This is a genomic window from Erythrobacter sp. 'gip.4 top 5', assembly GCF_056495765.1.
This window is the reverse complement of record NZ_CP200270.1, coordinates 221,127-233,372: the sequence shown is the minus strand read 5'-3', so window position 1 is coordinate 233,372 and position 12,246 is coordinate 221,127. Positions and strand designations below refer to the sequence as shown.

The following is a 12,246-nucleotide window of genomic DNA, read 5'->3' as shown; positions in this document are numbered from 1 at the left end:
CATTGCGGTGGGGGCCTTTTGGCAGGAGAAGGTAGGCAAGGCCGTTTGCCTTTGCGAGCAGGGCGCCTCGTCGTTGGTTTAACGCCTCTCCTCGCCGCGTCTGCCCGCCTCCAGAATCGGCAGACCGGCCTCAGTCGGGACGTAGATGATCTTGCCCTGCGATTGGGACAGGTTCTCGATGTAGAGATAACGCAGATAGCCTTCCGGCCCGCCCAACCCGTTGGCGACGATGCGGTTGGCTTCGGCCACACCCTTGGCGCGCTCGACTTCCGCCTGCGCGAGCAGTTTGGCGCTTTCCAGCTTGGCTTCAGCTTCCAGCGTAGCGATCTGACGATTCTGGCGCGCCTGCGCAAGCTCTGCTTCGCCTGCGGATTCGGCATTCCAGACCCGCATTGAATTGTATGCGGCGCATGAGCCCAATCCGCCGCCAACCACCACGATCAGCAAAAAGGCGACACCGATCACCAGGCTCCAGACATTGCGTGTGGCGTTCATCGAAGATGCGACTCCTGTTAGTGTGAAACGATCAAAGGCCCCGCCAGATTTTGGCCGGAACAGTATCTTTCGCTCCCCAGCGCGACGGGGCGCAACGCACAGGGCGAAACGTCTTGGAATAGCATAGCCGGATTTCCTCCAGCCAGCCGCGCGCATTCAGTTTTACCCCGATGGCCTCTTCGCGCCAGCCCGGATTGGCATCGGCCAGCGCCGCGCGGATCCGCCCTGCGGTCAGGCTGTCTTCACGGCTGATGCGGTCATAATCGGGCAGGCGCAGGCCCGATCGCAGGATGCTGATCACCTTGAGGTAACTGGCTGGGCGCGTGACCATACAACTGCCATGCTTGGCCCATTGGCGCGCAATCAAGCGCGCGGACGGCATCAGGCACATATTGGCGCGGATCTGCGCCGGAGTCAGCGCAGGAGTAAGCCCAGGGCGGGCAGCGCACCATTGCGGCCAGCTTTGCCCGCTTTCCGGCCATAGCCCGTGAACAACCAGTCCGAAGACGCCGTTGGCTCCGGCGCATTGCACCGCATGGCTGCGATCCTGCTGGCGCGGCTTGCAAAACTCCGGGCTCCAGCTCAGCGCGAGGGTGTATCCGGTGATCGGGAGCGTGCGGCGCGGGCCATCGGGGGTGATTGCGGGAACGGACGAGACCTGCGGCGTGCGGCACTGATAGGCTTGTGCCTGCGCTGCGACCGGCAGGGCCAGCGATAGCGCCACACACAAAGGCACGCGCAGGCTATTCAAACACCGCAGGTCCGTCTTCCTCTGCGTCAGGTTTGCGGGCGAACCAGCGGTTGCTGGCAGGTGTGAACAGCATGGCTACCGCTATCAGCGCCAGCACAAGTGCCGTCAGCCACGCCCTGTCGACCGGGTTGCCCGCCGCGATCAGCCCAATGCCTTCTGGCACATTCAGAAGCTTTCCCAGCGCCAGCACCGTCACCATCCAGCGCGCGAACCGCACCGCTGAAAGCCACACCATCGCGATTGGGATCAGCGCAATCGAAAGACGCGCACTGAGCGTGACGATCACGGCATCGCGCGACCATTCGAAATTGGGCAGATTGGCAGCAAAGACCGCCTGCAGCGCGGCAATATCCTGCAGACCGTCAAGGAACGTCACCACGGCGCCTGCAAGAAAGGCCGCCGCAAAGATGTTGATGCTCATCGGGCGTGTGCGGGAAGGCGGGATCATGCCGGGGAAAAATCCAAGCCGATGTCTGCCGCGGGCGCGCTCTGCGTGAGGCGCCCGACCGAGATGTAATCGACCCCGCTCGCGGCCTTGGCCGCGATGGTATCGAGATTGACGCCGCCGCTCGCTTCGGTCGGCACGCGCCCTGCAACCAACGCGACGGCCTGTGCCAGGGTGGCCGGGTCCATGTTGTCAAGCAGCAGGTGATGCGTACCTGCGGCCAGCGCCGGTTCGATCTGGTCGAGACGATCAACCTCGCAAATGATTTTCTGGACCCCCGCATCGCGCGCACGCCGCACGGCTTCGCCAACGCTGCCGGCGACCGCGACGTGGTTGTCCTTGATCATCGCGGCGTCCCACAGGCCCATCCGATGGTTCTGCGCGCCGCCCTGACGGGTGGCGTATTTTTCAAGGGCACGCAGGCCCGGAATGGTCTTGCGCGTATCCAGCAGCGTGCAGGCCGGGTTGCCACCCGTCCCGCGCATCGCGATGACATAGGCCTGCGTCAGTGTGGCGATGCCCGATAGGTGCTGGACACTGTTCAAGGCGCTGCGCTCCGCTGTCAGCAGCGCACGGGCGCGGCCTTCAATGCGCATCAGATCGGTGCCTGCAGGCACCTTGTCACCATCGTGGACGAGCATTTCAATCGTGCAGTCCGGATCAAGCTTGCGGAAGAACGCCTCGGCCAGCAGGAGTCCGGCGACGACGATGGCATCGCGGCTGTCCATCACCCCGGAAAAGCGCGCATCAGCGGGGATCACGCTTTCGGATGTCACATCCCGGCCGCCATCCGGCAATCCTTCGCCCAAGTCTTCGGCTAGTGTTTCGCGGATGAACTTGGCGAGGTCGAGGCCCGGGAGAGTGAAGGTCATACGCCCTCAATAAACGGTCGCAAAGCGACCGCAAGCACGACCGTGCGCCTAGCGAGGACGAAGGCGCGGAGGCGCCTTCGCAACAAAATCAGTGCACGAACCGCGCCACGACATCCCGGTAGCTGCGGCTCACCTTCACCTCGGCGCCGCTTTCCAGCACCAGGAAGCATTCGCCATTGGTGTGCGGTTTCACCTGCCGAACAAGGTCGAGATTGACAATGGTCGAGCGGTGGACGCGCTGAAACTTGCGCGGATCAAGGCGGCGCTCGAGATCCTTCATCGTCTCACGCAATACCAGCGAATTGTCGCCAGTGGAAATGATCATGTAATCGCCTGCGGCCTCGATATGTTCGATCGTATCGACTTCGACGCGGAAGATCTGGCCGCGATCCTTGACGTTGATGAGCTTTTCAAACCGGTCAGCACTTTCGGCGGCGGGGGCCGTGGTCTCGACGAAGTCTGCTGCACGCTCGGGGGCGATCTGGTTGAGCACGTCAAGCAATTGCCCGGCATCCTCGGCCGACTTCTTTTCGGCAAGACGCTGGCGCACGCGCTCAATGGTATCGGCAAGTTTCTGTTCGTCAACCGGCTTCATCAGATAGTTGACGGCGTTGGCTTCAAAGGCGCGGATTGCGTGCTCTTCGTAAGCGGTCACGAACACGAACAAGGGCGGTTCGATTTCCATCACACCCTTGACGACGGAAAAGCCGTCAAAGCCGGGCATCTGGATGTCGAGAAAGACCAAATCGGGCTTCTCGGTCTTGATCTTGCGGATCGCTTCGCGGCCATTGGCGCAGGTGTCGATGATCACAACATCTTCGAAAGCCTGAAGCCGAAGTTGCAGGCCCTGGATCGCGAGCTTCTCGTCATCGACGAGGATGGTTCTGATGGTCATGCGGGGTTTCCGATCGTTCGTTGCGGGGGGTTCAACGGGACAATGTTGCCGAATGTTCCGTCAGCCACCGGACTCGAAGCCCCTGAAGCTGGCGAGACAGGTTCAGCCACAGCGGCCCGGGTGAAGGGGATTTCAATGAGTACAGTGAAGCCGCCCCCAGCTTCCGAACGGGTTTCGAACAGGTGTCTGTCGCCATAAGCCTGCGCCAGACGATTGCGGATATTGGCGAGGCCGACGCCGGTGGACACGGGACGACCCTGTGCAGGCGTGCCCGAAGTATCGGCGGCGATTCGTGCGGTAAAGCGTTGCATATCTTCGATGCCTGGCCCGGTGTCTTCCACCGTCAGCCGCAGCCGATCCCCGATCACCCGCGCTGTCAATGCGATGCGTGCACCTTCTTCCTGCGTGCTGACCGCATATTTGATCGCGTTTTCGACCAGGGGTTGCAGCAGCATCGCGGGCAGTTGCGCGCTGAATGCGGCGTCATCAATGTCGAAATGGGTGCGCAGACGCTCCTCAAACCGCATCCGTTCAATGTCGAGGTAGAGCTGCAAGGTTTCCACCTCCTGCGCCAAGGTCACCTGGCTCCCCGGCTCCGCGATCAGCGTGTGTCGCAAGAAGCCTGACAGGCGGGTCAGCATCGCATTGGCAGGCTCGGTCTGTTTCAGCAGCACCAGCGTGCTGATCGAATTGAGCGTGTTGAACAGGAAATGCGGGTTGAGCTGGTACCGCAGCATCGCCAGCTGCGCTGCGGTGGCCTGCGCTTCGAGCCGTTCGAGCCGATCGGCCTGCTGCTCTACTGTCAGAAAGAAATTGATCGCGTAATACAGCGCGCTCCATCCGCCCAGCATGATAAGCGGAAGATACGATAGGCCGACGAATCGCTGCGCAAAGGTGGTGTCCCGGCTGACCCCGTAGTAGATCCCTTGTACCCAGGTATCGATTGAGGTGTGGAGAATCACGGCCAACATCAGCACAAAGGCTGTCAGACCCCAAGTGACAATCGGCTGCTGCTTGATGAGATAGCGGTAAATGACCGAAAGGATCAGGCTGATCGAAAACCCGGTGATGGTGGTAATCAGCACCAGTGCCAGCAGATCGAGCGGCTGAGCGTTTGAAACAGCAACCACGCCGCGGTAGATGAACGCGCCGGTCCATCCCGCCAGTTGGAGGTTCCAGAACGCCCGGTTCTTGCTGGCGAAAAAGGGCGCCGCCTGGATCTGGAGCACTGCCATAACCTGATTGGTCTAGCTCATTTCATCGCAAACCACACCGCAAATTGCAGCTGCCGCCGCTGGCGTGCCACGGCTCGGCGCATGGATCACCGCTGCGGTCTTGGTAGCAGACCGCTGGCCGGGTCAATCTCGCGGCGAAACCGCGTGGCCCAATCGGCCTTCCCTTCGCGCGCCATTTCCGCCCGCACCAGCGGGACTTCGCCCGCCATCGCCGTGGCGCGCTCATCCCAGCCTTCGTGATTGCGCCGCATCCTGAAGCCGGCATCATGCGCGGCGCCCCAGCGTTTCATGAAATCGACGGCGGCTTGCGGATCATAGCCCGCATTGGCGAGCAGCCACGGGGCCAGCCGATCTGCCTCGCGCTCGATCCGGCGCACCAGGCGCGGCTTGCGGCCATTGCGATCGAGCCAGGCATCATGGCCCAGCACATTATGCGCCAGTTCGTGCGCGACCAAAGCGGCGAATAAAGGCTCGTCAGAGTAGGCGAAGGCGGGAAAGCCGATCCCGATCACCACCCGCGCCCCGTCGGCCACCGCCGTCTTGCCTTCGCCCATCAATTCGAACCGTGTGGCACAGACATCTACCGGTTGAAGCCGCGAAGTGTCCCCGCCTGAAAAGCTGATGGCGATGCTGCCATGTTCGGTCAGTATCGCGTCGATATGATCATGGGCGCGCACCAGCCGCTGCCAGTTCATCGCAGGCCCGCCGGACCAGCCGTTGGGATCAATCCCTTCGAGGCGGACAATCTCGCGATTGCGCGTGAAAGCCCCTGCGAGTGACGCGGGCGATCCACGTGCGGCGGTCTGCACAGCAAAGTCGCCCTGCAGGTCCAACGCTGTGCGGGCTATGGCAGGCGCGCCATAACTCGCCATATCCTGCAATTGCAGCCCGATCGATGGCACGACCTTGGGACAGAACGGCGCATTGCTGCGGGCCAGACGCCAGCCCACATCCTGCAAGCGTTGATCGGCATCCTGGTAATGCCCGATCGCCGCACGTTCAGCGGCATAGTCGACCAAGGGATCCGGCGGCATCAGCGGTGACGATGGCGTGTCCGGCTGGGTCGCAAGCAGTGCGGCCAAGGCAAACACCTGCATCACCCGCGCCTCCTATCCGGCGTTGGGTGATGCGGCCAGAGCGGCCTTCAGCTTATCGTAGCCGACCGCTCCGCCGATGGGTTTTTGTCCCGCGATCCAGGCGGGCGTGCCGGTGAAACCAAGCGAACGGGCGAGATCGAGGTTGCGGGCGATCTCGTTTGACACGGCGTCAGACCCTGCATCGCGGGCGGCCCGGCTTCTATCCAGCCCAGCCGCGTCTGCCGCCTGCATCACATCGCCGGTGGCGAACATCGCTTCGTGAAACGCACCATACTTGCCTTGAAGGCCTGCCGCCAGCGCCATGCGCGAGGCCGCATCGCTGCCCTCGAAGATCGGCCATTCGCGGATCACCACCTTGAGATCCGGGTCTTCGGCCACCAGCCGCTTCACGTCCTTCAGGCTCGCCTCGCAATAGGGGCAATTGTAATCGGTGAACTCGACCAGCACCTTGCTGCCACCGGGATTGCCGAGCACCACGCCGGGAAACGGTTCAAACACCTCGCCGCCCATCTGGGCGAGCCGTTTGCCGGCCTCTTGTTCTTCGTAGGCCTGCGCCATTTGCGGCAGGAGATCGGGATTGGTGAGCAGGAAGGTGCGGGTGCGGTTGTCCGCAAGGCCGGAATAGGACCACGCCGCCGCGCCCAAAAAGCCGAACACCAGCGCCATGAACGCCGTCAGCACGGTGGCGACCAGCGTGCGCGGCGCATCGGCAACCACAGGAGGAAGGGGCGGGGTGGACATGTGATGAATTCCGTCAGTGAGCGGGTGAAACAACGCCAGCCTAGCGCCGGTCGCGTAACCGTTCCAGTTCGGCGCGGGCTTCCAGCGCAACATCCTGTGCGCGAATCCAGTCTGACGAACCATAAGGCAGATACGCCTCGGCGGCTTGGGCATTGGCGAGGGCCTGGGGATATTGCCGGTTCATCACCTGCACTTCGGCGCTCGCAAGGCGCGCGCGCGGAGTATCACCGCGGGCTTCGTAAACCACGCCAAGCTGATACCACGCGAAGGGATTGTAACGGTCCTTTTGCACGGATGCGCGCAGCACCTTTTCGGCTTCGACGAAATTGGCCTTGTCCTCGGTCGCGATCAGCGCATGGCCGAGCATTCCGGCAATCAGCGGATGCGCGCGGGTGAGATCGGTGGCGCGGCGCAAGGGGGCAAGCGCATCTTCGGGCCGCCCGGATTCAAGCAGCACTTGACCTTTCAGTTCAAGAAACCACGGATTGTCCGGCTCGGCAGCGAGCAGCGCGTCGGCTTCTGCCAGCGCCATGTCGACCCGCGCTTCTTTGTGATAGGCATAGGCGCGGGCATAGCGCGCTGGAATGCTGGTATCGCGCAAGGGATAGGCGTTGAAGGTGCGCTGCGGTTCAGCCAGATAGCCGAACAGTTTGGCCTTGGCCCGCACAAAGCGTTCCTGCAACGGCACATCGGGCGGGACGTCCCAGGCCGGATCCTGTTCCAGCAGGCCGCGCAAGACCTGGATACGGTCGCCCGAAAGCGGGTGGGTGCGGGCATAGGCCGCTTCGTCGGCCTGACTGTATCCGGCCCGGATTTCATTGCCGCGCAACCGCTCAAAGAACTTGACCATGCCCTTGCCGGTGATGCCCGAGCCCGAAAGGTAACGCGCTCCGGCCAGATCGGTTGAAGCTTCCTGATCGCGGTTGAAGGACAAAAAGCTGCCCATTGCGGCCTGTTGCCCGGCGGCGATGATCCCCATTGCGCCTTCACCGGCCCCTGCCAGCGCCGCGCCGACGCCCAGAAGCAGGGACAGGATCGAGATGTTGGTGGCTTTCTTGGTACGTTCGCCAAATCGGACCACGTGTCCGGCCGTAATGTGCCCCAATTCATGCGCCAGCACGCCTTGCACTTCGTTGGCGGTTTCCGCTTCGTTGATCAGGCCGGAGTGGACATAGATCGCCTGCCCGCCGGCAACGAACGCGTTGATCGAACCATCATTGATCAGCACCAGATCAACATTGCCCGGTTCAAGCTCGCTGGCCTCGATCAGAGGCGCGGCCATGTCCTTGAGCAGTTGCTCGGTCTCGGCATCGCGCAGGATCGATTGTGCGGCGACCGGCTGCATCGCGATCAGCGCGCTCGCGAACAGGGCGAGGACAAAGGCGAAAGGATGAGGGCGACCGCGCATTAGACCTACCCTACCGCGATTGCGCCTGAACGCAAAGTGAAGGGCGCCGTTGCTTGCTGGCGAAGGTTATGCGCTATCTGCGTTGCTGGAGAGCCCTTGCAGAACGGCTTTGCCGCGTTGGCTTAACCGAACAGCTTGCGGGCGGCGCGTTCAATCAGGGCAACATCTTCAGGCACTTCGGCAAGGATTTCCGCGCACCCGATCTCGTCCCGGCGGATCAGCACCAGCGCGAATTCGGCATCCGCGCCGTCGAGCTGTTCAAGCGCGATCGCCTCCATCGCCCGCAACTGCTGCGCCAACGCTTCGCGCACGGCAGCGGCGTCTTCGACCGGCTTGCCCTGCTCTTCGCGACGCAGGCGGCGTTCAGCCTTGACGATGGCTTTGACCCCGCCTTCGGTCTCCTCAAGGACGTGCGCCAGAGCTCCGCGCGCCAGGCGAAGCCGGTGGGCGTGGGTCAGTACGGCGGCATATTCGGTCAACCGGGTTTTGTCATAATCATGCCCGAACACAAGCTTGACGACAGGGGTCATCGGCGCGCGGTCCTGCACCGTCAGTCCGCTTTCTGCGATCAGTTCGGCATAGTCTTCGGGCGCGGCTTGCGCCGCGATCGAGAAGTCATAGGCGCGGCTGACTGCGGCATACAGCGCGCTGCGGCTGCGGTCTTCGGTATTGTCGGCGGCGCGGGCGAATTCGCGGGCCAGCACGAGGCAATCGTAAAGCCCGGCGTCATCGGGCAAATCATCCGCCAAGATATCGTCATCGTTGGCTAGGGGCTCGGCGGCGGCCGCGGTATCGACCACAGGAGCGGCGACAGCTTCCGGTTCAGATTCTACCTCAGGTCCGAAATCGCCAAGACCGTGATCCGCTTCGATGGGCGCGTTGTCTTCCGGCATCGGTTCAAGCCCGGTCAAATCGATGGCCTTCTTGATTGGTGCTTCGATGTAATCGGCCAGCGAGGCGAAGCTGTAGCCGGCCACTTCGCCCTCGCCATCTTCCTCATCATAGTCTTCGTCGTCATCGGCGCCGAGGCTGAACTGGCTGAAATCTGGCATTTGCGCGTCGTCAGCCGAGTCGAAATCGTGCGGAGAGAGCCGCGCATAACCATCGTCAAAGCCGTCCGAAAGGTCGGCCACCTGCACATAACCATCGACCGGTTCCGCTTCGTCGCTTTCGTGCGCGGGCGAATCGGCCCATTGCGTGACCGGATCGGCAGCGCGCAGCCGGGGTTCGGTGCCGATCTCCAGCTCCGCGCCCAGTTCCAGCGCCTGGTCAATTTCAAGCAGCAGCTCGTCCGCCGTCAACTGGTCGGCCATTTCCTTCCAGTTGATCACGCCATAGATGAAATCGATCGTCTGATCGTCGCTCGAAAAAGGCAGCAGGATGCCGCGATACAGAATCGCAACGCCGGCGTGGTTGACGAACTCCGCCTCGAACCCGATCGGCGCCTGATTGGCGAGGATCTGCATGTAGTGATCGGTGATCCGGCTCAGCAACGAGCGCGGCGGAACGTCCGAAAGGCGATTGATAATGCCGGTGGCGCCGCATTCCAGCGCCAGCTTTGCGCCCAGATAGCAGACGGACGGATTATCGACTCCATGGCTGAAATCCAGCAGAACTGAATGGGGTCCGAAATCCGGCAGATGTTCCGGATCAAGGTCTTCGATATTGGGGAACATGCGCTCGCCCAGCAGGCTGGCCCAATGATTATACGCGCGCACCTGCATCCGGCGCTCGTCCTGCCCGATGGCATGCGGCGGCGCTTCGTGGTTCCGGGCCGAATCGCCGCTGTCGTCATCGGTTGCATCCCATGCCCGATCCGCATTCGCATCGGGATCAAAGGTGCCGCGCAGAGTGTCCATGGCTATATTTCCGCCCCTAGGTGATCCAGTTCCCGTCAGGTTCTGGCGGAGCGTGGTAAACATCCCGTTAAATGGCTTACGGAATGTTGGGGGCAGGTGCTTGAGAGCCTACAGGAAATACCGCATTTTTATGGACACGCGGCTGCTGCCTTCGCCTTGCGTGAAAACGGCGTCCTTGAACTTGGGCGGCGCCATTTTGACCGGTGCATCGCGCGAAAAGCCAAAGCCTTCCTTGGGCATCATTCCGATTGCCCGGTCGGCCTTGCCATTATCGTTTTCATCATGAAGCAGCGCGATCGCGTATTGGCCCGGTTTGACCCCGGTGAAGCGGATCTCGACCTTGCCGGACGCGGGCACCACGGTGCGGTGCGCGGTAGGATCCTTGATGCACTTGGGAAAGACGTCCGCGCGGGTTGTCATGCAGGCGCGCACCACGCCATCGGCTGATCGCAAATCGGTGACGGTGATCACGACCTCACCCCCTTTCGCTGGAGCCGGGGCTGCGGCCAAGGTGCTAGCAAGGCTTGCGCCGATACCCGCCAACACCCACGCGCCTGCTTTCAGGGCGTGAGCACGCGGGTCTCGTGCCCGGCTTCGGCCACGATCCGCCGCGACAGGCCCTTGTCCGTGCCGCACAACCTGTCCCAGAGGCGGAAATATAGCCCGAAGTTGCATCTGTATTCCTCATGGTGACGTTCGTGATGACTGGCGGTTATCAGCCAATTCCCCAACGGGGAGTGAACGAGCCAGCGCGGAAACATCTCCCAGCCCATATGATTGGTGACGCCCATCAGAGTCGCGACACTCAGCACCATGCCCAGCACGGCGATGTGGATCGGCACTACAAATACCAGCGCCGGTATCACAAATGCGCCGGTCAAAGCCTCGATCGGATGAAAGCTCATCGCGGTCCACGCGGTTGGCGGGCGGCTGTTGTGATGGACGGCGTGGGCAAGACGGAACCACTTGGGCCGGTGCATCCAGCGGTGGCTCCAATAAAAGCAGGTGTCCTGCACGAAGAGATAGATCAGGAAAGACAGCGGGTGATACCACAGTGGCAGCGCAGCCCAATCCGCGGTGATCGCGGTCCAGCCGTGGTGGTTCCAGCTCCACAACACGATCCCGGCCGGCACGCCATAGATCGCCGCCGACAAGAGCGACCAGCGCACTTCACGTGCGATCTGCGCGCCTTTGCCGCCATAGAGGCCGGGCCGCACCTTGGTGGTGACAAAAGCAAAGAACCCGCTGGTAAGAAGATAACGCAACGCCACAATCAGCGTGACGGCAATGCTGACGGACAGCAGTGCAAGGGGAAGCGGAAGATCAGCGGTAAACATAGTCACAAGCTATGCCGCAAATTTGCACCCCGCGACAGGGCAATCTCGCTCGCCGGCTACGCCAGTGTATCGAGCGATGTGCAAAGCGGATCGAGCAGTGCCATGTGCCGCCGCATCGCGATCCGCGCGAGGCTTTCGATCTGGGCCTTGCGCCGGGCCGTGGCCAGCGGATCAAGCGCGGCGGGCCGCAGAATCTCGGCATCATAGCCATCCGCCACGATCACGCCGCAGGTCTGCGGCCGAAAGGCCTCGCCATCAAGCGGCGCACGATCCAGTCCTGGCGGCAGACCCCAATAGAAGCGGTCACAAAAATCGAGGTAATCGGGCCACTTGGCATCGCCGAGCAAATCAGCGCGTGCGACCTTGATCTCGACGATAACGATCAGCCCCTTGGCATCGAGCCCCATCAGATCGGCGCGCCGCCCGTTCTTCAATGGCACTTCGGACAGGCACCAGATGCCGTTGCGCGCAAACAATCGCCCGATCCCGCGCGCCACATCTGCAGCGCACAACGCAGGCGAATCACACGAATCAGGCGAATCAGATGAGGCAACAGGCGCGCTGGACATGCAGCAGCGTTGGAACGAAGGGAGAACGCAGTCAAGTCGCGTTAGGGTGGGATCAGCCTTGAGTTGAGGGTGAAAGCACCCGCGCCATCGCGCTGCGCGCCGCATGAAACTCCCGCCAAAGCGCCAGCGCGGGGGCGGTCGTATCCTGTCCGCGGCGCGTAAGGGTGGCAAGCGCGGCTAGCCCGCTTTCAAGCATTGCTGCGCAATCGGCGGCGGTCTGCGAGACCAGCGCGCGCTGCTGCGGCGTTGCCCGCGCGATCACTGTGCCAAGTTCGCCGCCAATCTCTACCGGCTCGGGTGCGAGCCGCGCAAGCAACGCAAGGCGGGCAGCCTGTCCGTGAAGCGCCACCAGCGCCTCGGCCAGCACTTCAGGCGCGGTATCCTCCGGACGCGGCTGGGTGGCCTCAGGGAGAATCGATTGGGGTGGAAGGGTGGCCATGCAGCAAGCCTATGCCCGCGGCCTTGCCGATTGGTTAAGCCGACCCGTGCGGATCCTGCGATCAGACGTGTCATGGTATCGACGGCACAAATGTGTGGCGCGC

Annotated in this window: 14 protein-coding genes; all 14 read right to left on the bottom strand. The window is 62.5% G+C overall.

Annotated features, from left to right (window positions below; genetic code table 11):
* Positions 1-78: 78 nt before the first annotated feature.
* A complete protein-coding gene (locus tag ACRANW_RS01195; protein WP_479432754.1) occupies positions 79-495 on the bottom strand; it encodes an SPFH domain-containing protein in 417 nt (138 codons plus the stop codon).
* Positions 496-526: 31 nt separating this feature from the next.
* Entirely contained in the window at positions 527-1,246 is a 720-nt protein-coding gene (locus ACRANW_RS01190) for a ribonuclease T2 family protein (protein ID WP_479432753.1), read from the bottom strand.
* Positions 1,239-1,667, bottom strand: a complete 429-nt coding sequence (locus ACRANW_RS01185) for a hypothetical protein (protein WP_479432752.1) — start codon at positions 1,665-1,667, stop codon at positions 1,239-1,241. Before ACRANW_RS01185 ends, ACRANW_RS01190 begins: the two co-directional genes overlap by 8 nt.
* Before the next feature lie 23 nt (positions 1,668-1,690).
* Positions 1,691-2,563, bottom strand: a complete 873-nt coding sequence (nadC, locus tag ACRANW_RS01180) for a carboxylating nicotinate-nucleotide diphosphorylase (RefSeq protein WP_479432751.1) — start codon at positions 2,561-2,563, stop codon at positions 1,691-1,693.
* 88 nt (positions 2,564-2,651) lie between these two features.
* A complete protein-coding gene (locus ACRANW_RS01175; protein ID WP_479432750.1) occupies positions 2,652-3,458 on the bottom strand; it encodes a LytR/AlgR family response regulator transcription factor in 807 nt (268 codons plus the stop codon).
* A complete protein-coding gene (locus tag ACRANW_RS01170) occupies positions 3,455-4,693 on the bottom strand; it encodes a sensor histidine kinase (protein WP_479432749.1) in 1,239 nt (412 codons plus the stop codon). The genes ACRANW_RS01175 and ACRANW_RS01170 overlap by 4 nt, the downstream gene beginning before the upstream one ends.
* Before the next feature lie 86 nt (positions 4,694-4,779).
* A complete protein-coding gene (locus tag ACRANW_RS01165) occupies positions 4,780-5,790 on the bottom strand; it encodes a M48 family metalloprotease (RefSeq protein WP_479432748.1) in 1,011 nt (336 codons plus the stop codon).
* A gap of 12 nt (positions 5,791-5,802) precedes the next feature.
* Positions 5,803-6,531 carry a DsbA family protein gene (locus ACRANW_RS01160; protein ID WP_479432747.1) on the bottom strand — a complete coding sequence of 243 codons (729 nt, stop codon included), beginning with the start codon at positions 6,529-6,531 and terminating at the stop codon, positions 5,803-5,805.
* Between the two features lie 40 nt (positions 6,532-6,571).
* Positions 6,572-7,939 carry a M48 family metalloprotease gene (locus ACRANW_RS01155; RefSeq protein WP_479432746.1) on the bottom strand — a complete coding sequence of 456 codons (1,368 nt, stop codon included), beginning with the start codon at positions 7,937-7,939 and terminating at the stop codon, positions 6,572-6,574.
* Between the two features lie 122 nt (positions 7,940-8,061).
* Positions 8,062-9,798 (bottom strand): PAS domain-containing protein, encoded by a 1,737-nt coding sequence (locus ACRANW_RS01150; RefSeq protein ID WP_479432745.1) that lies wholly within the window; start codon positions 9,796-9,798, stop codon positions 8,062-8,064.
* 108 nt (positions 9,799-9,906) lie between these two features.
* On the bottom strand, positions 9,907-10,269 hold the full coding sequence (locus ACRANW_RS01145) for a DUF2141 domain-containing protein (RefSeq protein WP_479432744.1): 363 nt from the start codon (positions 10,267-10,269) through the stop codon (positions 9,907-9,909).
* Between the two features lie 89 nt (positions 10,270-10,358).
* Positions 10,359-11,135 (bottom strand): sterol desaturase family protein, encoded by a 777-nt coding sequence (locus ACRANW_RS01140; RefSeq protein WP_479433978.1) that lies wholly within the window; start codon positions 11,133-11,135, stop codon positions 10,359-10,361.
* A 56-nt stretch (positions 11,136-11,191) separates the two neighbouring features.
* Positions 11,192-11,704 carry an MmcB family DNA repair protein gene (locus ACRANW_RS01135; RefSeq protein WP_479432743.1) on the bottom strand — a complete coding sequence of 171 codons (513 nt, stop codon included), beginning with the start codon at positions 11,702-11,704 and terminating at the stop codon, positions 11,192-11,194.
* A gap of 52 nt (positions 11,705-11,756) precedes the next feature.
* Complete coding sequence (locus tag ACRANW_RS01130) at positions 11,757-12,143, bottom strand: hypothetical protein (protein WP_479432742.1); 387 nt, start codon at positions 12,141-12,143, stop codon at positions 11,757-11,759.
* Between the last annotated feature and the right edge of the window lie 103 nt (positions 12,144-12,246).